This is a genomic window from Citrobacter sp. MGH 55, from assembly GCF_016906145.1.
GTDB classification, from domain to species: domain Bacteria; phylum Pseudomonadota; class Gammaproteobacteria; order Enterobacterales; family Enterobacteriaceae; genus Citrobacter_A; species Citrobacter_A amalonaticus.
Genome location: NZ_CP070239.1, coordinates 4,561,972 through 4,583,174, shown reverse-complemented (window position 1 = coordinate 4,583,174; position 21,203 = coordinate 4,561,972). Strand labels below are relative to the sequence as shown.

Sequence of the window (21,203 nt, the reverse complement as noted above, 5' to 3'; positions counted from 1 at the left end):
AGGAGTCGTCAAATGATCGATTATGAAGTACTACGTTTTATCTGGTGGCTGCTGGTTGGCATTCTGCTGATTGGTTTTGCGGTCACCGATGGCTTCGACATGGGGGTGGGCATGCTCACCCGTTTCCTCGGTCGTAACGACACCGAGCGTCGAATTATGATTAACTCCATCGCCCCGCACTGGGACGGTAACCAGGTGTGGCTGATCACCGCGGGTGGCGCGTTGTTTGCAGCCTGGCCGATGGTCTACGCCGCGGCGTTTTCCGGTTTCTATGTGGCGATGATCCTCGTGCTGGCATCCTTGTTCTTCCGTCCGGTCGGTTTTGATTACCGCTCCAAGATTGAAGACACCCGCTGGCGCAACATGTGGGACTGGGGCATCTTCGTGGGGAGCTTCGTGCCGCCGCTGGTGATCGGCGTGGCATTCGGCAACCTGTTACAGGGCGTACCGTTCCATATCGACGAGTATCTGCGTCTGTTCTACACCGGTAATTTCTTCCAGTTGCTGAATCCGTTTGGTCTGCTGGCGGGCGTGGTGAGCGTAGGGATGATCATTACTCAGGGCGCCACCTATCTGCAAATGCGTACCGTAGGTGAACTGCACCTGCGTGCACGTGCGACATCGCAGATTGCGGCGCTGGTCACTCTGGTCTGCTTCGCACTGGCGGGTGTCTGGGTGATGTACGGTATTGATGGCTACGTGGTGACCTCTGCGATTGATCATCATGCAGCGTCTAATCCGCTGACCAAAGAAGTGGCACGTGAAGCGGGTGCCTGGATGGTCAACTTCAACAATGCACCGATCCTGTGGCTGGTTCCGGCACTGGGTGTGGCGCTGCCGTTGCTGACGATTCTGACGTCCCGCATGGAGAAAGGGGCATGGGCATTCCTGTTCTCTTCTCTGACGCTGGCCTGCATCATCCTGACTGCCGGTATCGCCATGTTCCCGTTCGTGATGCCTTCAAGCACCATGATGAACGCGAGCCTGACCATGTGGGATGCGACGTCCAGTCAGTTGACGTTGAATCTGATGACCTGGGTTGCTGTGGTGTTTGTTCCGATCATTCTCATCTACACCAGCTGGTGTTACTGGAAAATGTTCGGTCGCATCACCAAAGAGCATATTGAAAACAATACCCACTCTCTGTACTAAGTAAGGAGCAAACTATGTGGTATTTCGCCTGGATTCTGGGAACGCTTCTTGCCTGTGCATTTGGGATCATCACTGCGCTGGCCCTTGAGCACGTCGAGGCAAGCAAAGACGGTCAAGAAGAACACTGATGACCACCCTGATCGCGATGCAATATAACGCGATGGACAAGCGCCCGTTACGGGCGCTTTCTTTGGTGATGGCGCTAGTGTTAGCAGGATGTATGTTTTGGGATCCCTCCCGCTTCGCGGCTAAAACCAGCGGGCTGGAAATCTGGCACGGTCTGCTGCTGATGTGGGCGGTCTGTGCGGGCATCATTCATGGCGTGGGCTTTCGTCCTCGCGCCGTGCACTGGCAGGGGATTTTCTCTCCGCTACTCGCCGATATCGTGCTTATTGTCGGTCTGATATTCTTCTTCTTTTGAATAAGAAACATCCTGAATGATCTATGGGCTTGCATAAGCCCATATATTTTTACTCTCCCTTAACTTCCCCCCATTCCCAAGCCTCAATCGCGCGCGTATAGTAGCAACGTTTAAAAGCACTAACGTGAGGCTGTGTCCTGCCATCCGTAAACAATGGCAGTCAACAACCTAATTGCATTACCGGGATGTAAAGTGAATACAACGCTATATACAACAGCATTCTTGAAGCATCGCGGCGGTAAGTACGCGAATCACCAGGAGCTTACAGGCGTAAGTGACGGTGTGAGTGGACGAAGCCAACAAAAAGGCAGCAGGAATGAATAAGTATATATTTCGATGGCCGGTACGTGTTTACTATGAAGACACCGACGCCGGTGGTGTGGTTTATCACGCCAGTTACGTCGCTTTTTATGAACGAGCACGCACAGAGATGCTGCGTCATCATCACTTCAGTCAGCAGGTGCTGTTGGCTGAGCGAGTTGCCTTCGTGGTGCGTAAAATGACGCTGGAATACTACGCGCCTGCGCGACTCGACGATATGCTCGAAATCCAAACAGAAATTACGTCAATGCGTGGCACCTCTTTGGTTTTCACGCAACGCATTGTCAACGCAGAGAACACCGTGCTCAATGAGGCTGAGGTTCTGATTGTTTGCGTTGATCCACTCAAAATGAAGCCTCGTGCGCTTCCCAAGTCTATTGTCGCGGAGTTTAAGCAGTGACTGACATGAATATCCTTGATTTGTTCCTGAAGGCAAGCCTTCTGGTTAAACTTATCATGTTGATTTTGATTGGTTTTTCAATCGCATCCTGGGCCATCATTATCCAGCGGACCCGTATTCTTAACGCCGCCGCGCGTGAAGCCGAAGCGTTCGAAGACAAATTCTGGTCCGGAATTGAACTGTCTCGCCTGTATCAGGAGAGTCAGGGACGCCGTGATAATCTGGCGGGTTCGGAACAAATCTTTTATAGCGGGTTCAAAGAGTTTGCACGATTGCATCGGGCAAACAGCCATGCGCCGGAAGCAGTGGTGGAAGGGGCATCTCGTGCGATGCGGATCTCGATGAACCGTGAACTTGAAACGCTGGAAACGCATATTCCGTTCCTCGGCACCGTGGGTTCCATCAGCCCGTATATCGGTCTGTTCGGTACCGTGTGGGGGATCATGCATGCGTTTATTGCGCTCGGGGCGGTAAAACAGGCGACGTTGCAGATGGTTGCACCGGGTATCGCGGAAGCATTGATTGCTACGGCGATTGGTCTGTTTGCGGCAATCCCGGCGGTCATGGCCTACAACCGTCTGAATCAGCGTGTTAACAAGCTGGAACTGAATTACGACAACTTTATGGAAGAGTTCACCGCGATTCTGCACCGTCAGGCGTTTACCGTTAGCGAAAGCAACAAGGGGTAAGCCATGGCCAGATCGCGTGGACGAGGTCGTCGCGACCTGAAGTCCGAAATCAACATCGTACCGTTGCTCGACGTGCTGTTGGTGCTGCTGCTGATCTTTATGGCGACAGCGCCAATCATTACGCAGAGCGTGGAAGTCGATCTGCCGGATGCGACCGAGTCGCAGGCCGTGAGCAGTAACGATAATCCGCCGGTCATTATTGAGGTTTCCGGAGTAGGGCAGTACAGCGTGGTGGTTGAGAAAGATCGTATGGATCAACTGCCGCCGGAACAGGTGATCGCCGAGGCGAAAAGTCGCCTGGAGTCCAATCCGAAAACGGTCTTCTTGATCGGGGGCGCGAAAGATGTGCCTTACGATGAAATAATTAAAGCGCTGAACTTGTTGCACAGTGCAGGTGTGAAGTCGGTTGGCTTAATGACGCAGCCTATCTGATCATTTGCGTCTCTGGTTTTAAAGAGAACGTGTAACAGGCGAACAGTTTTTGGGAACCGAGAGTGTCAAAGGCAACCGAACAAAACGACAAGCTCAAACGGGCGATAATTATTTCAGCGGTGCTGCATGTCATCCTATTTGCAGTCCTGATCTGGAGTTCGTTCGATGAGCATATTGAGGCTTCAGCCGGCGGCGGCGGTGGTTCTTCCATCGATGCCGTGATGGTTGATCCTGGCGCCGTGGTTCAGCAGTACGAACGTCAGCAGCAGCAACAGTCAAGTGCGCAGCGTGCCAAAGAGCAACGTGAAAAACTGGAGCAGCAGCAGGCGGAAGAGCTTCGTGAGAAGCAGGCTGCCGAACAGGAACGGCTTAAGCAGATCGAGAAAGAACGTTTAGCGGCTCAGGAACAGCAGAAGCAGGCTGAAGCCGACGCGAAGAAAGCGCAGGAACAGCAGAAACAGGCTGAAGAAGCGGCGAAGAAAGCCGCAGCGGATGCCAAAGCGAAAGCTGATGCGCAGGTGAAAGAAGCCGCAGAAGCCGCGAAAAAAGCCGCGGCGGATGCACAGAAGAAAGCCGAAGCAGAGGCGGCAAAAGCCGCTGCTGACGCGAAGAAGAAAGCAGAAGCAGAAGCGGCTAAAGCGGCTGCCGATGCGAAGAAGAAAGCCGAGGCCGAAGCCGCTAAGCAAGCCGCCGCGGAAAAAGCGGCTGCAGCCAAAGCCGCCGCCGCCGCCGAGAAAGCCGCTGCTGAGAAAAAAGCCGCCGAGAAAGCCGCYGCTGANAAAAAAGCCGCCGCAGAAAAGGCCGCCGCTGATAAAAAAGCTGCAGCTGAGAAAGCCGCTGCCGATAAGAAAGCAGCAGCCGAGAAAGCCGCTGCGGCCAAAAAGGCCGCTGCTGAAAAAGCGGCTGCAGCATCTGGCGTTGATGATTTGCTTGGCGATCTTAGCTCCGGTAAGAATGCGCCGAAAACCGGCGGTGGGGCAAAAGGGAACAACGCTTCTCCTGCGGGGAGTGGTAATACTAAAAATAATGGCGCATCAGGCGCGGATATCAGCAACTATGCCGGGCAGATTAAATCTGCCATTGAAAGCAAGTTCTACGACGCATCGTCTTATGCAGGTAAAACCTGTACGCTTCGGATAAAACTGGCTTCTGACGGTATGCTGCTCGACATTCAGTCTGAAGGTGGCGATCCCGCGCTTTGTCAGGCAGCGCTTGCTGCAGCCCGACAAGCGAAGATTCCAAAACCACCGAGCCAGGCGGTATATGAAGTGTTTAAAAACGCACCTCTGGACTTTAAACCGTAAGCTAAACTTTCCCCGTTATGACGGGGAAAACAATCTGCGGTAGTCGCTGGGTTCTGGTAGTTTTGTGTATTTGAGTTTGTTAACATTCTGCTAAATTATCGTGGGCTGATCGCCTGGATAAGGGAGATATGATGAAGCAGGCATTACGAGTAGCATTTGGTTTTCTGATGCTGTGGGCAGCGGTGCTGCACGCAGAAGTACGTATTGAGATAACCCAGGGGGTGGACTCGGCGCGCCCGATTGGGGTTGTGCCATTCCAGTGGGCTGGGCCGGGTGCTGCACCTGAAGATATCGGTGGCATTGTTGGCGCTGACCTGCGCAACAGCGGTAAATTTAATCCGTTAGATCGGTCTCGTTTGCCACAACAGCCGGGGACTGCGCAGGACGTTCAACCTGCTGCATGGTCTGCGCTGGGGATTGACGCGGTCGTGGTCGGTCAGGTGACTCCGAATCCGGACGGTTCCTACAATGTTGCTTACCAGTTGGTTGACACCGGCGGTGCGCCGGGTACTGTACTGGCTCAGAACTCTTACAAAGTGAACAAGCAGTGGCTGCGTTATGCCGGCCATACTGCCAGTGACGAAGTGTTTGAGAAACTGACCGGTATTAAAGGCGCATTCCGTACCCGTATCGCGTATGTTGTTCAGACTAACGGCGGTCAGTTCCCGTATGAACTGCGCGTGTCTGACTACGATGGCTACAACCAGTTTGTGGTTCACCGTTCACCGCAGCCGTTGATGTCTCCGGCCTGGTCTCCGGACGGTTCTAAACTGGCGTATGTCACCTTCGAAAGCGGTCGTTCTGCGCTGGTTATTCAGACGTTGTCTAACGGCGCGGTCCGTCAGGTTGCGTCATTCCCGCGTCACAACGGTGCGCCTGCGTTCTCTCCGGATGGCAGCAAACTGGCGTTTGCCCTGTCAAAAACCGGGAGCCTGAACCTGTATGTGATGGATATTGGTTCTGGCCAGATCCGTCAGGTGACCGATGGTCGCAGCAACAATACGGAGCCGACCTGGTTCCCGGACAGCCAGAACCTGGCCTTTACATCGGATCAGGCGGGTCGTCCGCAAGTGTATAAAGTTAACGTTAACGGCGGTGCTCCGCAGCGTATTACCTGGGAAGGTTCACAAAACCAGGATGCTGATGTCAGCAGCGACGGCAAATTTATGGTAATGGTAAGCTCGGCCAATGGTCAGCAGCACATTGCCAAACAAGATCTGGTAGCGGGTGGCGTACAAGTTCTGTCGTCAACGTTCCTGGACGAAACGCCAAGTCTGGCACCTAACGGCACTATGGTAATCTACAGCTCTTCTCAGGGGATGGGATCCGTGCTGAATTTGGTTTCTACAGATGGGCGTTTCAAAGCGCGTCTTCCGGCAACTGATGGACAGGTTAAATTCCCTGCCTGGTCGCCGTATCTGTGATAATAAATAATTGATTAATAAAGGAATCATTGAAATGCAACTGAACAAAGTGCTGAAAGGGCTGATGCTCGCTCTGCCTGTTATGGCTATTGCGGCATGTTCTTCTAACAAGAACGCCAGCAATGACGGCAGCGAAGGCATGCTGGGTGCCGGCACTGGTATGGATGCAAACGGCAGCGGCAACATGTCCTCTGAAGAGCAGGCTCGTCTGCAGATGCAACAGCTGCAGCAGAACAACATCGTTTACTTCGATCTGGACAAGTACGATATCCGTTCTGACTTCGCTGCAATGCTGGATGCGCACGCTAACTTCCTGCGTAGCAACCCGTCTTACAAAGTCACCGTAGAAGGTCACGCGGACGAACGTGGTACTCCTGAGTACAACATCTCCCTGGGTGAACGTCGTGCGAACGCTGTTAAGATGTACCTGCAGGGTAAAGGCGTTTCTGCTGACCAGATCTCCATCGTTTCTTACGGTAAAGAAAAACCTGCAGTACTGGGTCACGACGAAGCGGCTTACTCCAAAAACCGTCGTGCCGTACTGGTTTACTAAGAGAATTGCATGAGCAGTAACTTCAGACATCATCTGTTGAGTCTGTCGTTACTGATTGGCATAGCGGCCCCCTGGGCCGCTTTTGCTCAGGCGCCAATCAGTAGTGTCGGCTCAGGCTCGGTCGAAGACCGTGTCACTCAACTCGAGCGTATTTCTAACGCTCACAGCCAGCTTTTAACCCAACTCCAGCAGCAACTCTCTGATAATCAGGCCGATATAGACTCCCTGCGTGGTCAAATTCAGGAAAGTCAGTATCAACTGAATCAGGTAGTTGAGCGTCAGAAGCAGATCCTGTTACAGATGGACAGTCTGAGCAGCGGTGGCGCTTCCGCGCAGTCGACAAGCGGCGTTCAGAGCGGAGCAACTGCGGGGGCAGCGACGTCTGCGCCTGACGCAGGTGCTGCGACGTCGGGTGCGCCAGTACAAAGCGGTGACGCGAATACCGATTACAATGCGGCAATTGCCCTGGTGCAGGATAAATCCCGCCAGGATGATGCAATTGTGGCATTCCAGAACTTCATCAAAAAGTACCCTGATTCGACTTATCAGCCGAACGCCAACTACTGGCTCGGTCAGTTGAATTACAACAAGGGTAAAAAAGATGATGCCGCGTTTTATTTTGCTTCGGTGGTGAAAAACTACCCGAAGTCACCAAAGGCTGCAGACGCGATGTATAAAGTCGGCGTGATCATGCAGGACAAAGGTGACGCTGCGAAAGCAAAAGCGGTATATCAACAGGTTATCAGCAAATACCCAGGCACCGAAGGCGCAAAACAAGCGCAGAAACGTCTTGGCGCGATGTAATGCACAGCATACGACCAGAAATCGAATTATTTCTGGTCGTGTCGTGTGATTCCTAAGCAGTTGAGTGATCTACATCGAAATTTTTGTTGCGCTCAAATCTTAAATCAGTAATATATGCCGCCGTTGCCAAGGGATATCAAACAAACCAAAAGCAGCGCAAAAGTGGGTCGTTAGCTCAGTTGGTAGAGCAGTTGACTTTTAATCAATTGGTCGCAGGTTCGAATCCTGCACGACCCACCAATCGTTCTGGTGGACGTGATAGTAGGACGTGAAGGATAACGTTGCGAAAGCAACGGCCCATAGGACGAGGCGAAGCCGAGTCATCCTGCACGACCCGCCACGAACAAAGGTAGTCAGTAATATCCAGCGTAGTATCGGGTGATTAGCTCAGCTGGGAGAGCACCTCCCTTACAAGGAGGGGGTCGGCGGTTCGATCCCGTCATCACCCACCACTCGGGTCGTTAGCTCAGTTGGTAGAGCAGTTGACTTTTAATCAATTGGTCGCAGGTTCGAATCCTGCACGACCCACCAATCGTTCTGGTGGACGTGATAGTAGGACGTGAAGGATAACGTTGCGAAAGCAACGGCCCATAGGACGAGGCGAAGCCGAGTCATCCTGCACGACCCGCCACGAACAAAGGTAGTCAGTAATATCCAGCGTAGTATCGGGTGATTAGCTCAGCTGGGAGAGCACCTCCCTTACAAGGAGGGGGTCGGCGGTTCGATCCCGTCATCACCCACCACTCGGGTCGTTAGCTCAGTTGGTAGAGCAGTTGACTTTTAATCAATTGGTCGCAGGTTCGAATCCTGCACGACCCACCAATTTAACATCAAACTCAGATGTTAAACGTGAAGGATAACGTTGCTTCAGCAACGTCCCGAAGGGCGAGGCGAAGCCGAGTCATCCTGCACGACCCACCAATGACTAAATTGGTGACGAGTAAAAAATCTTTCAGGTAACACCCGAATGGGTCGTTAGCTCAGTTGGTAGAGCAGTTGACTTTTAATCAATTGGTCGCAGGTTCGAATCCTGCACGACCCACCAATATTAAGGTGGTTACTGGTAGAGAACGTGAAGGATAACGTTGCTTTAGCAACGGCCCGAAGGGCGAGGCGAAGCCGAGTCATCCTGCACGACCCACCATCCTGAATGATTAAGTAAGAAAATCCCGTAAGGGGTCGTTAGCTCAGTTGGTAGAGCAGTTGACTTTTAATCAATTGGTCGCAGGTTCGAATCCTGCACGACCCACCAATTTAACATCAACATCAGATGTTAAACGTGAAGGATAACGTTGCTTCAGCAACGGCCCGAAGGGCGAGGYGAAGCCGAGTCATCCTGCACGACCCACCARTGTARAAAGGCGCCCTAAAGGCGCCTTTTTGCTATGCGCAGAATGTAACGATTCGAACCTGCGTAGCGCCTGATGACGCTTCGCTTGCCAGGCCGACAATGATTCATCTGGTCAATGGCTACGCCCTTCCAGGCCGGATAAGACGTCAGTCGCCATCCGGCGTTATCAAGCGCAATTGTTGTGACTTTTGCCGCTCAATCCGCTATCTTGTTTAGCATATAAAACAAATATGACCGATCATGGCATGCATCACGCCTAAAGTCGGTTAATTCGTTAAGCTAGCAAAACGAGAAAGCATGATGAGCGTGATGTTTGACCCTGAAGCCGCAATCTATCCGTTTCCCCCGAAGCCGGTACCGCTGAGTGCTGATGAAAAAGCGTTCTACCGCGAAAAAATCAAGCGTCTGCTGAAAGAGCGTGATGCGGTGATGGTTGCGCACTATTACACCGACCCCGAAATCCAGCAACTGGCCGAAGAGACCGGCGGCTGTATTTCTGACTCACTGGAAATGGCCCGCTTTGGCGCCAATCATCCCGCCTCGACGCTGCTCGTTGCAGGCGTTCGCTTTATGGGGGAGACGGCTAAAATTCTCAGCCCGGAAAAAACCATTTTAATGCCGACCCTCGAGGCGGAATGCTCGCTGGATCTTGGCTGTCCGATCGACGCATTCAGCGCGTTCTGCGATGCCCATCCGGATCGCACCGTCGTGGTTTACGCCAATACTTCCGCGGCGGTTAAGGCTCGCGCCGACTGGGTGGTGACGTCCAGTATCGCGGTTGAACTGATTGAGCATCTGGATAGTTTGGGTGAAAAAATCATCTGGGCACCGGATCGCCATCTCGGAAAATATGTTCAAAATCAGACAGGGGCGGATGTCCTTTGCTGGCAAGGGGCGTGCATCGTCCATGACGAGTTCAAAACGCAGGCGCTGAGTCGCATGAAAGGTTTGTACCCGGACGCCGCGATCCTGGTTCACCCGGAATCACCGCAGGCGATAGTGGATATGGCTAATGCTGTCGGTTCCACCAGCCAGCTCATTAATGCAGCTAAAACGCTGCCACATCAGCAACTTATTGTCGCTACCGATCGGGGTATTTTTTACAAAATGCAGCAGGCAGTACCGGACAAAGAGTTGCTGGAAGCGCCCACAGCCGGAGAAGGCGCCACCTGCCGCAGCTGCGCGCACTGTCCGTGGATGGCGATGAACGGCCTTAAAGCCATCGCTGAGGGGCTGGAGCAGGGTGGGCAGACTCATGAGATTCAGGTTGACGAAGCGCTGCGAGAAGGCGCATTAGTGCCGTTAAACCGTATGCTGGAATTTGCGGCTACACTACGTGCGTAGATAATCACACGCTCCGGGGGAAAAGATGGACTTTTTTAGCACGCAGAACATTCTGGTACATATACCCATTGGTGCTGGGGGGTACGATCTGTCGTGGATCGAAGCGATAGGCACTATCGCGGGGTTGTTGTGTATTGGTCTCGCCAGTATGGAGAAGATCAGCAACTACGTTTTTGGCCTGATTAACGTCACGCTGTTTGCGATCATCTTTTTCCAGATCCAGCTCTACGCCAGCCTGCTGTTGCAGCTTTTCTTTTTCGCCGCCAACATTTACGGCTGGTATGCGTGGTCGCGGCAGACCACGCAGAATGAGGCGGAGCTCAAGATTCGCTGGCTGCCTCTGCCGAAGGCGCTGGGCTGGCTGGCGGTTTGTGTGGTGGCGATCGGTCTGATGACAATCTATATCGACCCGGTCTTTGCTTTTCTGACCCGTATTGCGGTATCGATCATGCAGATGCTGGGCCTGCAGGTTGCCGTACCGAATTTACAGCCCGATGCCTTCCCGTTCTGGGATTCCTGCATGATGATATTGTCGATCGTGGCGATGATCCTGATGACTCGCAAATACGTTGAGAACTGGCTGCTCTGGGTGGTAATCAATGTGATTAGCGTGGTGATCTTTGCCCTGCAGGGGGTCTATGCGATGTCGCTGGAGTACCTGATCCTGACCTTCATCGCGCTTAACGGTAGCCGGATGTGGATTAACAGCGCGCGCGAACGAGGCTCACACGCGCTGTCCCATTAGTGGTGATGATGTGAATGGCCGGACACTTTCTGATTGAGATCGCAGTCCGGCCCGTGACAGGGCTGATATTCCATCTGAATGGTGGCGTGTGCAATCTGGTAATGATGAATCAGAAAATGCTGGATGCGCGCCAGCAGCCCGTCATGATCATGTGGCGGGATCACCTGTACATGCAGGGTCATGACCGGTTTTTCCCCCACCATCCACACGTGTACGTGATGGACGTTTCGCACTTCAGGAAGCTCCCTGCTGAGGTGGCGCTGCAGCGCAGCGATATCCAGCGAAACCGGGGCACCTTCCAGCAACTCATTCACGCTATCTTTCAATAAGCGCCACGCACTGCGCAGGACCAGCAGTGAAACCAGTATTGACAGAATAGGGTCGGCAGGCGTCCAGCCGGTCCAGATAATAATCACCGCCGCGATGATGGCCCCCACTGAACCCAATAAATCCCCCATCACATGCAACGCCGCGGCGCGTACGTTCAGGTTTTTCTCTTCGCTGCCGCGGTGCAGGATCCAGAAGGCAAGGATGTTTGCCAGCAATCCGGCGACGGCGATGACCATCATCATGCCGCCCGCTACCGGACGCGGCGTGTAGAAGCGCTCAATCGCCTCCCAGACGATCAAAATCGTAATCACGACTAACGCAATCGCGTTGACGAAAGCGGCCAGTGTTGTCAGTCTCAGCCAGCCAAAGGTATGGCGGACAGTTGGCGGTCGGCGGGCAAACTGAACGGCCAGTAATGCGAACAGTAGCGCGGCGGCATCGGTTAGCATGTGTCCGGCGTCGGCGAGCAGCGCCAGTGAACCGGATAAAATCCCGCCCACTACCTCCAGCAACATAAAGCCTGCCGTGATGCAAAACGCGAGCATCAGACGGCGGGCGTTGCCATCCTCGGGCAAATGAGGGGCCGAATGTGAGTGTGAGTGCGCCATAATGTCATCCCTTGGGTATTCTTTTCTTAACTGTATGACATCATACCGTTTCTGGATTAATAAATTAAAAAAGGAGAGCCTGAGCCCTCCCGTTATTAGCCATTTTCAGTGTTACTGATCAGTGTTACTGAGTGGTGCCATCGGTTTTGGTATCAACGTCATTGTTAATGCCATTTCCGGTTTCCACTTTTTTATTCACATCCGGGCAGCGCCCGTCCTTACACATGGTGTTTTTGTGCACCTCATCTTTGGTCATCCCCTCATGGTTCATCGATGAACCATTCGGATGCAGCATTGTGCCACCTGAGTTGATGTTGTCGTTATCGACATTATTTGGCGCCACGTTTTCTTTTGCATCCGGAGCGACCTGGCCCGCGTCGGCGGCGGCGTTCGCCTGCCCATTATTGGTCTGGGCACTGGTTTCGGCTGCCAGCGCAGCGCCGCTGGCAAGGCTGAGCGTAGCGGTCAGGAAAAGTGAAGCTAATTTTGTCATTTTCATCAGATGCTCCTGTTATGGTTGAGATGTCGGATAACGTCTTCCAACAGTGCATATGCCAGTCAAGGGTCAGGCAATGGTTAACGATCACAAACGAGCGCAAAGGCTCAGTAGAGAATCTTGAAAAGATTCATAAACAGAGTGGTTACAGTTAAAAATTGTAGGTTAGATCTCGTTTTTCGCTACTTTGTGGCGTTTTTTAGCTGAATTCCAGGATTATTCCGTTCGAAGTGTAAAAGCCCGTTTACACTTTTTGGCTGAGGATATAGATTGGAGGGATTGCATTCATTTAGATAAGTATGGCAACGCTGGAATAATCATGAATTATCAGAACGACGATTTACGTATTAAAGAGATCAACGAGTTATTACCCCCTGTCGCACTGCTGGAAAAATTCCCCGCTACAGAAAATGCCGCCAACACGGTTGCCCATGCGCGTAAAGCCATTCACAAAATTTTGAAGGGGAATGACGATCGCCTGCTGGTGGTGATTGGGCCGTGCTCTATTCATGATCCTGTGGCGGCGAAAGAGTACGCAGGTCGTCTGCTGGCGCTGCGCGAAGCGCTGAAAGGCGAGCTGGAAATCGTCATGCGTGTCTACTTTGAAAAACCGCGTACGACCGTTGGCTGGAAAGGGCTGATTAACGATCCGCACATGGATAACAGCTTCCAGATCAATGACGGTTTGCGCATTGCGCGTAAGCTGTTGCTGGATATTAACGACAGCGGCCTGCCGACGGCAGGTGAATTCCTCGATATGATCACCCCGCAATACCTGGCGGACATGATGAGCTGGGGCGCGATTGGCGCGCGTACTACCGAATCTCAGGTTCACCGTGAGCTGGCGTCGGGTCTTTCTTGTCCGGTCGGCTTCAAGAACGGTACTGATGGCACCATTAAAGTGGCGATTGACGCCATCAACGCCGCTGGTGCACCGCACTGCTTCCTGTCTGTCACCAAATGGGGTCATTCTGCCATTGTGAATACCAGCGGTAACGGCGATTGCCATATCATTCTGCGCGGCGGCAAAGAGCCGAACTACAGCGCTGCACATGTCGCGGCGGTGAAAGAGGGTCTGGCGAAAGCGGGTCTGCCTGCGCAAATCATGATTGATTTCAGCCATGCCAACTCCTGTAAGCAGTTTAAAAAGCAGATGGAAGTTGGGGCTGATGTCTGCCAGCAGATTGCTAACGGTGAGACTGCGATTATGGGCGTGATGATTGAAAGCCATCTGGTAGAAGGCAATCAGAACCCGGACAGCGGTGAGCCGCTGGTGTACGGCAAAAGCATTACCGATGCCTGCATTAACTGGGAAGATACCGACACCATCCTGCGCCAGCTTGCGGATGCGGTAAAAGCGCGTCGCGGTTAAGTCTTGCGAATAAAAAGCCGACTCATTGAGTCGGCTTTTTTACGTCGTAAGGTAAATTACTTCGCTTTACCCTGGTTGGCGACGGCAGCCGCTTTCGCCGCGATCTCGTCGGCATTACCCAGATAGTAACGTTTGATTGGCTGGTAGTTTTCGTCGAACTCATACACCAGCGGCACGCCGGTCGGGATGTTCAGTTCGAGGATTTCGTCTTCGCTCAGGTTGTCGAGGTATTTTACCAGCGCGCGCAGAGAGTTGCCGTGCGCAGCGATGATCACGCGCTCGCCGCTCTTCATGCGCGGCAGAATGGTTTCATTCCAGTAAGGGATCACGCGATCGATGGTCAGCGCCAGGCTCTCGGTCAGCGGCAATTCTTTTTCCGTCAGTTTGGCATAGCGCGGATCGTGCCCCGGATAGCGCTCGTCATCTTTGGTCAGCTCCGGCGGGGTCACCGCGAAGCCACGACGCCACTGTTTAACCTGTTCGTCACCGTATTTCTCAGCGGTTTCTGCTTTGTTCAGACCCTGCAACGCACCGTAGTGACGTTCGTTCAGTTTCCAGGATTTCTCAACCGGCAGCCAGGCCTGATCCAGTTCATCCAGGACGTTCCACAGCGTATGGATGGCACGTTTCAGCACAGAGGTATAAGCAAAATCGAAGCTATAGCCTTCAGCCTTCAGCAGTTTGCCTGCTGCTTTCGCTTCACCCACGCCTTTCTCGGACAGGTCAACGTCATACCAACCGGTGAAGCGGTTTTCATTGTTCCACTGGCTTTCGCCGTGGCGTACCAGAACCAGCTTAGTTACAGCCATACTCTCACTCCTCAAGCTTTATCGAATGATAATAATTCTCATTATATTGCCGTGACGGGGCAGCGGCAATGCTTACGCATAACCATAGCGAAAATAGTGCAGCAGTGTAAGGTTCTTGTGAACTCTAAGTTGCGATTTTGTCTTTGAGTGATGGGGATTTGAGCAAGATGCGATATCTTAAGCCCGATACGCAGGCGCTATCGGGCATTTTACACTGGCTGTGCCGCACCATCAGGAAGGAATAAAACGATATTCCGTCAGGCTGGCGTACTCCTCTCCGGGGCGCAGAACGCAGTCTGGCTGCGGCCATTCCGGATGGTTCGGGCTGTCTGGCAGGAATTCGCTCTCCAGCGCCAGGCCCTGATAATCATCGTAGGCGTTCGGTCCGCGTGAAGAGGTGCCACCGAGAAAATTACCGGAGTAAAACTGTAGCGCCGGGGCCGAGGTGTAGACCTCCATCTGCAACTTCCCGTCTTGCGAAGTGAGCAGGGCAACCGGTTTTTTACTGTCGCCTTTTGCCTGCAACAGGAAGGCGTGATCGTAGCCTTTCACTTTGCGCTGGTCGTCATCGGCAAGAAATTCGCTGGCGATCACCTTCGCGGTGCGGAAATCAAATGAGGTTCCGGCGACCGGTTTCAGGCCGTCCCGTGGGATCCCGCCTTCATCCACCGGCAGATATTCATCCGCCAGAAGTTGCAGCTTATGGTTGCGCACGTCGGTTTGATCGCCATCGAGGTTGAAGTAAACGTGGTTAGTCAGATTGACCGGACACGGCTTATCCACCGTCGCGCGATAGGTAATCGAGATGCGGTTATCATCGGTCAGACGATATTGCGCCGTGGCGCACAAATTGCCCGGAAAACCCTGATCGCCATCGTCGGAGGTGAGGGCGAACAGTACCTGACGTTCGTTCTGATTGACTATCTGCCAGCGGCGTTTATCAAATCCGTTTGGCCCGCCATGTAGTTGGTTGACGCCCTGGCTTGGCAGCAGACTGACCGTCTCACCGCTAAACGTGTAACGGCTGTCGGCAATCCGGTTGGCGTAACGGCCAATCGAGGCACCCAGAAACGCCGACTGATCCTGATAATGCTCCGGACTGGCGCAGCCCAGTAACGCTTCACGCACGCTGCCGTCGGAAAGGGGAATTCGGGCCGAGAGTAACGTAGCACCCCAGTCCATCAGCGTAACCACCATCCCTGCGTCATTGCGCAGGGTTAACAGGCGGTACGGCTGACCATCGGGTGCCAGTGCGGGTGTTTCATTCAGCACTGTCCTGCTCCTTGTGATGGTTTGCACACATAGAATGTTTCTTTGATACCGGTTTTAGCTTCGTACTGTGCAGCCACGGCTTGCTGGACGGCAGGGACCAGCGCTTCCGGGATCAGCGCCACAACACAACCGCCAAATCCACCGCCGGTCATGCGTACACCGCCTTTCTCCCCAATTGTGGCTTTGACAATGTCAACCAGCGTATCAATCTGCGGCACGGTGATTTCAAAATCATCACGCATCGAGGCGTGCGATTCCGCCATCAGTTGCCCCATGCGTTGCAGATCGCCTTTTTCCAGCGCGCTGGCGGCTTCAACAGTACGTGCATTCTCAGTTAACACGTGACGGACGCGTTTGGCAACCAGTGGGTCCAGTTCATTCGCCACGGCGTTAAAGGTATCGAGACTGACATCACGCAATGCCGGTTGCTGGAAGAAACGCGCGCCTGTTTCGCACTGCTGACGGCGAGTGTTGTACTCGCTACCGACCAGCGTGCGCTTAAAGTTGCTGTTGATGATGACGATCGCTACGCCTTCTGGCATTGAGACCGCTTTGGTGCCCAGCGTGCGGCAGTCGATCAGCAAGGCATGATCTTTCTTGCCCAGCGCGGAGATGAGCTGATCCATAATCCCACAGTTACAGCCGACAAACTGGTTTTCCGCTTCCTGACCGTTGAGCGCAATCTGCGCGCCGTCCAGTGGCAGATGGTAAAGCTGCTGGAACACGGTACCGACCGCCACTTCCAGCGAAGCAGAAGAACTTAAACCCGCGCCCTGTGGGACATTACCGCTGATCACCAGGTCTGCGCCACCAAAGCTGCTGTCGCGCTTGAGCAGGTGCTTCACCACGCCGCGTACGTAGTTTGCCCACTGCTGGCTGTCATGGGTGACGATAGGAGCATCAAGAGAAAACTCGTCAGTCTGATTATCGTAATCGGCCGCAATGACACGGATCTGGCGGTCGTTGCGGGCAGCGCAACTGATCACGGTTTGATAATCAATGGCGCAGGGCAGCACAAAACCGTCGTTATAATCGGTGTGTTCGCCGATGAGATTGACGCGGCCTGGCGCCTGAATAGTGTGGGTTGCAGGGTAGCCGAATTTTTCAGCAAACAGAGATTGTGTTTTCTCTTTCAGACTCATTTTTATACTCCGGATTCGCGAAAATGGATGTCGCTGACCGCGCGCAGACGCTCTGCCGCTTGTTCTGCTGTGAGATCGCGCTGGGTTTCGGCCAGCATTTCGTAACCGACCATAAATTTGCGGACGGTCGCGGAGCGTAGCAGCGGCGGATAAAAGTGCGCGTGTAGCTGCCAGTGTTCGTTCTCTGCACCGTTAAACGGCGCGCCGTGCCAGCCCATTGAATAGGGGAAAGAGCACTGGAACAGGTTGTCGTAACGACTGGTCAGTTTTTTCAACGCCAGCGCAAGGTCTGCGCGCTGTTCGTCGGTCAAATCAGTAATGCGCAGCACATGCGCTTTCGGCAGTAATAGCGTTTCGAAGGGCCAGGCTGCCCAGTAAGGGACGACAGCCAGCCAGTGATCGGTTTCTACTACCGTACGGCTGCCGTCAGCCAGTTCACGCTGCACATAGTCAACCAGCATCGGCGACCCCTGCTCAGCAAAATAAGTTCTTTGCAGGCGATCTTCGCGTTCAGCTTCGTTTGGCAGGAAACTGTTGGCCCAAATCTGGCCGTGGGGGTGGGGATTCGAGCAGCCCATCGCCGTGCCTTTGTTTTCAAAGACCTGTACCCAGGGATAACGTTTCCCAAGATCAGCGGTTTGCTCTTGCCAGGTTTTCACTATTTCGGTCAGGGCAGGAATGCTAAGCTCCGGCAGGGTTTTACTGTGATCCGGTGAAAAACAAATAACGCGACTGGTGCCGCGTGCGCTCTGGCAGCGTATCAGCGGGTCGTGACTGTCCGGCGCGTCAGGCGTATCCGTCATCAGCGCGGCAAAGTCGTTAGTGAACACAAACGTCCCACTGTAATCCGGATTTTTATCACCGGTGACGCGGGTATTGCCCGCGCACAGGAAACAGTCCGGATCGTGTGCTGGCAGTACGTCATTAGAGGGCGTTTCTTGCGCCCCTTGCCAGGGGCGCTTAGCACGATGCGGCGACACCAGAATCCACTGTCCGGTGAGCGGATTAAAACGACGATGCGGATGATCGACGGGGTTGAATTGACTCATGATATTTCTTAATCCTCGTATCCCTGCGGATGACGCGACTGCCAGTGCCAGGTGTCCTGCGCCATCTCATCAAGCGTGCGCGTTACACGCCAGTCCAGTTCGTGGTCGGCTTTGCTGGCATCTGCCCAGTAGGCTGGCAGGTCACCATCGCGACGCGGAGCAAAATGATAATTCACCGGTTTTCCGCAGGCTTTGCTGAAGGCATTGACCACGTCCAGCACGCTGCTGCCGACGCCTGCGCCGAGGTTGTAAATATGGACGCCCTGTTTGCCCGTCAGTTTTTCCATCGCGGCAACGTGACCATCAGCCAGATCCATCACGTGGATGTAATCGCGGACACCGGTACCGTCTTCGGTCGGATAATCGTTGCCAAAAATGGCGAGGGAGTCGCGACGGCCCACTGCAACCTGGGCGATGTAAGGCATCAGGTTATTCGGGATGCCCTGCGGGTCTTCGCCCATGTCCCCTGATGGATGCGCGCCGACCGGGTTGAAATAGCGCAGCAGCGCGATGCTCCATTCCGGCTGGGCTTTTTGCAGATCGGTGAGGATTTGCTCAACCATCAGTTTACTTTTGCCATAAGGGCTTTGCGGCGTGCCGGTCGGGAAGCTTTCAACGTAAGGGATTTTCGGCTGGTCGCCGTAGACGGTGGCGGATGAGCTGAAAATGAAGTTTTTGACGCCAGCGGCGCGCATGGCACTAATCAGTCGCAGTGTTCCGTTGACGTTATTGTCATAGTATTCCAGCGGCTTTGCAACGGATTCGCCGACGGCCTTCAGTCCGGCAAAATGGATGACGGTGTCAATGGCGTGATCGTGCAGGATCTCCGTCATCAGCGCTTCGTTACGGATATCGCCTTCAACAAACGTTGGATGTTTGCCGCTCAGACGTTCAATAACAGGCAGTACGCTACGCTTACTGTTGCAGAGGTTATCAAGGATGATGACGTCATGACCGTTTTTCAGCAATTGTACACAAGTATGACTTCCTATGTAACCGCTACCACCGGTGACCAGAACTCTCATAATTCGCTCCGTTAAGCTTATGGTATGGAATTACCATAGCATAACAAAGATGCGAAAAGTGTGACATGGAATAAAATAGTGGAATCGTTTACACTCACAATTTCTCACGTTGAGTCATCAATTAATCGATTATAAATCATTAACTTTAAGAATGATTGCGCCTTTTATCCGAAAAAAAAGGGCGCTTTCGCGCCCACGGATGAAAACTAACGCAGCCGCGTTTGCTGATAGGTATAGGTCTCGCCTTCTGGCACAAATTCCAGACGATGGGTAATGCAGGCAGGCGCATCTTCAGCGTGATGGGAGACAAACAGCAGTTGCGTGTCGCCCTCGCTAATCAACACATCGACAAAGCGACGAATAAGCAGACGGTTCAGCGGATCCAGCCCCTGTAAGGGTTCGTCGAGGATCAGCAGGGTTGGATGCTTAACCAGCGCACGGGCGATCAGCGCCAGTCGCTGTTGTCCCCAGGAGAGACTGTGAAACGGCGCGTCAGCGGTACGTTTGTCGAGTCCCAGAATGTCCAGCCACTGCTGTGCGAGTTTTTGTTGACGATCCGACACGGCCTGATAAATCCCGATGGAATCGAAATAGCCCGACAGAATCACATTGCGCACCGTGGTGCTCACCCGGTAGTCGAGATGCAGACTGCTACTGACGTAGCCAATGTGCTTTTTGATATCCCAGATAGTTTCCCCACTGCCGCGACGACGACCAAACAGCGTCAGATCGTTGCTGTAACCCTGCGGATGGTCGCCGGTGATCAGGCTGAGCAGCGTCGATTTTCCTGCCCCGTTGGGGCCGACAATCTGCCAGTGTTCGCCGGGATCGACCTGCCAGCTCAGACGATCGAGAATAGGGCGATCGTTATACGACACGACGCCATCCCGGAGGATGATCCGCGGCGCATCGGCGGACAAAACAGAGTGAGCGGCAGGTTCGTCTGCTTCAGGTAATGCCACCCCTTCCAGTCGCTCGCTATGCGCAAGTTGAGCGATCAGCGCCTGCTGGAGTAAAGCGGTTTTCGCCCCGGTTTCCGTTAAAGCGCAGTCAACCAGTACGCCGGCAAACTGAACAAACGGCGGGATTTCATCAAAGCGATTTAATACCAGCACCAGCGTGATGCCTGACTGATGGAGCGTTTCAAGCAGTCCTGCCAGTTGCTGGCGGGAGGCGACGTCGAGACCGTCAAACGGCTCGTCGAGAATCAACAGGTCCGGCTCAGCCATCAGCGCCTGGCAGAGCAACGTCTTACGCGTTTCGCCGGTAGAGAGATATTTAAAGCGGCGATCGAGCAGGTGAGTGATACCAAACTGCTGCGCAAGCGTCGCGCAGCGGGCCGGGTTGTTCACTTCGTCCTGAATGATTTCCGCCGTGGTGCGTCCGGTATCCTCTTCGCCAGGACTGAGCATATCGGTGTTATTACGCTGCCATTCATCGCTGACCAGTTTCTGCAGTTGCTCGAAGGAGAGGCGTGTTATCCGCGAGAATGCGCACTGGCGCTCACCTTTGAGCAGCGACAATTCGCCGGCCAGCGCGCGTGCCAGCGCTGATTTCCCGCTTCCGTTCGAACCGACAAACGCCCAACTCTCACCCGCGTTTAACGTCACGGAATCCAGGTGAAGCGTTTTTGTGTCGCTAAGACGAAACGTGCCTTGCGAAATATGCAACGATGACATTTTGTATCCCATTTTATGCAGCAATGAATGACAGGGATACGTGTTCTGCGCAGGAATGTCAATGTGATTAGCGCGACTGCGGATAAAAAACAGCGCTTGAATATCGATGTCGATATCTGTGCTGCGCGGCGGTTGCGGCGACAGAACTATCGCTGTTTTGTGAACAACTGCAAAAAAGGGTGATGCGTTATCCAGTATTTTTTCGCAGCCAGTTGAGATGTCATGGCGATGAATAATGGAGTGTTTTATGGATGTTTTTATCTCGAAAAAAATGCGTAATTTCATCCTGTTGGCGCAAACCAATAATATCGCCAGAGCGGCTGAGAAAATACACATGACGGCATCGCCATTTGGTAAAAGCATTTCTGCGCTGGAAGATCAAATTGGCTATACGCTGTTTACCCGTAAAGACAACAGCATAAGCCTGAACAAGGCCGGGCAGGAGTTGTACCAGAAACTGTTTCCGATTTATCAGTCCTTT

At 53.4% G+C, this 21,203-nt stretch carries 22 protein-coding genes and 7 tRNA genes; 21 read left to right on the top strand and 8 right to left on the bottom strand.

The window, feature by feature from the left end; all coding sequences use genetic code 11:
- The first annotated feature begins 12 nt into the window (after positions 1-12).
- From cydB to pnuC, 19 genes are all read left to right on the top strand, one after another.
- Positions 13-1,152, top strand: coding sequence for a cytochrome d ubiquinol oxidase subunit II (cydB, locus tag JTI98_RS19090; protein WP_043001342.1), 1,140 nt, complete (start codon positions 13-15; stop codon positions 1,150-1,152).
- 14 nt (positions 1,153-1,166) lie between these two features.
- Entirely contained in the window at positions 1,167-1,280 is a 114-nt protein-coding gene (gene cydX / locus JTI98_RS19085; protein ID WP_042320599.1) for a cytochrome bd-I oxidase subunit CydX, read from the top strand.
- Positions 1,280-1,573, top strand: coding sequence for a cyd operon protein YbgE (gene ybgE / locus JTI98_RS19080; protein ID WP_044266309.1), 294 nt, complete (start codon positions 1,280-1,282; stop codon positions 1,571-1,573). The genes cydX and ybgE overlap by 1 nt, the downstream gene beginning before the upstream one ends.
- A gap of 316 nt (positions 1,574-1,889) precedes the next feature.
- Positions 1,890-2,294, top strand: a complete 405-nt coding sequence (gene ybgC / locus JTI98_RS19075) for a tol-pal system-associated acyl-CoA thioesterase (protein WP_043001341.1) — start codon at positions 1,890-1,892, stop codon at positions 2,292-2,294.
- Positions 2,291-2,983, top strand: coding sequence for a Tol-Pal system protein TolQ (gene tolQ / locus JTI98_RS19070; RefSeq protein ID WP_080343208.1), 693 nt, complete (start codon positions 2,291-2,293; stop codon positions 2,981-2,983). Before ybgC ends, tolQ begins: the two co-directional genes overlap by 4 nt.
- 3 nt (positions 2,984-2,986) lie before the next feature.
- Complete coding sequence (gene tolR, locus JTI98_RS19065) at positions 2,987-3,415, top strand: colicin uptake protein TolR (protein WP_042320591.1); 429 nt, start codon at positions 2,987-2,989, stop codon at positions 3,413-3,415.
- 62 nt (positions 3,416-3,477) lie between these two features.
- Entirely contained in the window at positions 3,478-4,719 is a 1,242-nt protein-coding gene (gene tolA / locus JTI98_RS19060) for a cell envelope integrity protein TolA (protein ID WP_216081674.1), read from the top strand.
- A gap of 131 nt (positions 4,720-4,850) precedes the next feature.
- Entirely contained in the window at positions 4,851-6,143 is a 1,293-nt protein-coding gene (gene tolB, locus JTI98_RS19055; protein WP_043001339.1) for a Tol-Pal system beta propeller repeat protein TolB, read from the top strand.
- A 34-nt stretch (positions 6,144-6,177) separates the two neighbouring features.
- Complete coding sequence (pal, locus tag JTI98_RS19050) at positions 6,178-6,696, top strand: peptidoglycan-associated lipoprotein Pal (RefSeq protein WP_216081673.1); 519 nt, start codon at positions 6,178-6,180, stop codon at positions 6,694-6,696.
- 9 nt (positions 6,697-6,705) lie between these two features.
- Entirely contained in the window at positions 6,706-7,500 is a 795-nt protein-coding gene (gene cpoB, locus JTI98_RS19045; RefSeq protein ID WP_216081672.1) for a cell division protein CpoB, read from the top strand.
- A 164-nt stretch (positions 7,501-7,664) separates the two neighbouring features.
- Positions 7,665-7,740 (top strand) — tRNA-Lys (locus JTI98_RS19040).
- Positions 7,741-7,876: 136 nt separating this feature from the next.
- A tRNA-Val gene (locus JTI98_RS19035) sits at positions 7,877-7,952 on the top strand.
- Between the two features lie 3 nt (positions 7,953-7,955).
- Positions 7,956-8,031 (top strand) — tRNA-Lys (locus JTI98_RS19030).
- A gap of 136 nt (positions 8,032-8,167) precedes the next feature.
- Positions 8,168-8,243: transfer RNA gene (locus JTI98_RS19025), tRNA-Val, on the top strand.
- Between the two features lie 3 nt (positions 8,244-8,246).
- Positions 8,247-8,322, top strand: a tRNA-Lys gene (locus JTI98_RS19020).
- Positions 8,323-8,469: 147 nt separating this feature from the next.
- Positions 8,470-8,545, top strand: a tRNA-Lys gene (locus tag JTI98_RS19015).
- A gap of 131 nt (positions 8,546-8,676) precedes the next feature.
- Positions 8,677-8,752, top strand: a tRNA-Lys gene (locus tag JTI98_RS19010).
- A 399-nt stretch (positions 8,753-9,151) separates the two neighbouring features.
- On the top strand, positions 9,152-10,195 hold the full coding sequence (gene nadA, locus JTI98_RS19005) for a quinolinate synthase NadA (RefSeq protein ID WP_216082268.1): 1,044 nt from the start codon (positions 9,152-9,154) through the stop codon (positions 10,193-10,195).
- Positions 10,196-10,220: 25 nt separating this feature from the next.
- Entirely contained in the window at positions 10,221-10,940 is a 720-nt protein-coding gene (gene pnuC / locus JTI98_RS19000; protein ID WP_216081671.1) for a nicotinamide riboside transporter PnuC, read from the top strand.
- Here pnuC and zitB read toward each other — a convergent pair.
- Both zitB and JTI98_RS18990 read right to left on the bottom strand, forming a co-directional pair.
- On the bottom strand, positions 10,937-11,878 hold the full coding sequence (zitB, locus tag JTI98_RS18995) for a CDF family zinc transporter ZitB (RefSeq protein ID WP_054176160.1): 942 nt from the start codon (positions 11,876-11,878) through the stop codon (positions 10,937-10,939). The two genes, pnuC and zitB, sit on opposite strands and share 4 nt — an antisense overlap.
- Before the next feature lie 124 nt (positions 11,879-12,002).
- Positions 12,003-12,377 carry a YbgS-like family protein gene (locus tag JTI98_RS18990; protein ID WP_043001334.1) on the bottom strand — a complete coding sequence of 125 codons (375 nt, stop codon included), beginning with the start codon at positions 12,375-12,377 and terminating at the stop codon, positions 12,003-12,005.
- Between the two features lie 316 nt (positions 12,378-12,693).
- Here JTI98_RS18990 and aroG point away from each other — a divergent pair, with 316 nt between their 5' ends.
- Positions 12,694-13,746 carry a 3-deoxy-7-phosphoheptulonate synthase AroG gene (gene aroG / locus JTI98_RS18985; RefSeq protein WP_043001333.1) on the top strand — a complete coding sequence of 351 codons (1,053 nt, stop codon included), beginning with the start codon at positions 12,694-12,696 and terminating at the stop codon, positions 13,744-13,746.
- Positions 13,747-13,802: 56 nt separating this feature from the next.
- On the opposite strand, the gene gpmA is transcribed toward aroG, so the two are convergent.
- The 6 genes from gpmA to modF all read right to left on the bottom strand — a co-directional run bounded on the left by gpmA (position 13,803) and on the right by modF (position 20,722).
- A complete protein-coding gene (gene gpmA, locus JTI98_RS18980) occupies positions 13,803-14,555 on the bottom strand; it encodes a 2,3-diphosphoglycerate-dependent phosphoglycerate mutase (protein WP_043001332.1) in 753 nt (250 codons plus the stop codon).
- Positions 14,556-14,786: 231 nt separating this feature from the next.
- Entirely contained in the window at positions 14,787-15,827 is a 1,041-nt protein-coding gene (gene galM / locus JTI98_RS18975) for a galactose-1-epimerase (protein WP_044268034.1), read from the bottom strand.
- Entirely contained in the window at positions 15,821-16,969 is a 1,149-nt protein-coding gene (gene galK, locus JTI98_RS18970; RefSeq protein ID WP_054176162.1) for a galactokinase, read from the bottom strand. Before galK ends, galM begins: the two co-directional genes overlap by 7 nt.
- Before the next feature lie 2 nt (positions 16,970-16,971).
- The gene (gene galT / locus JTI98_RS18965; protein ID WP_043001329.1) at positions 16,972-18,018 is read right to left on the bottom strand and encodes a galactose-1-phosphate uridylyltransferase; all 1,047 of its coding nucleotides are present in this window, start codon (positions 18,016-18,018) and stop codon (positions 16,972-16,974) included.
- A gap of 8 nt (positions 18,019-18,026) precedes the next feature.
- Positions 18,027-19,043: a UDP-glucose 4-epimerase GalE gene (gene galE, locus JTI98_RS18960; protein ID WP_216081670.1), complete on the bottom strand. Its 1,017-nt coding sequence runs from the start codon at positions 19,041-19,043 to the stop codon at positions 18,027-18,029.
- A gap of 206 nt (positions 19,044-19,249) precedes the next feature.
- Positions 19,250-20,722, bottom strand: a complete 1,473-nt coding sequence (gene modF, locus JTI98_RS18955; RefSeq protein WP_058588313.1) for a molybdate ABC transporter ATP-binding protein ModF — start codon at positions 20,720-20,722, stop codon at positions 19,250-19,252.
- 247 nt (positions 20,723-20,969) lie between these two features.
- On the opposite strand from modF, the gene JTI98_RS18950 reads away from it, so the two are divergent.
- On the top strand, positions 20,970-21,203 hold a 234-nt coding region (locus tag JTI98_RS18950), incomplete at its 3' end, for a LysR family transcriptional regulator (RefSeq protein ID WP_216081669.1).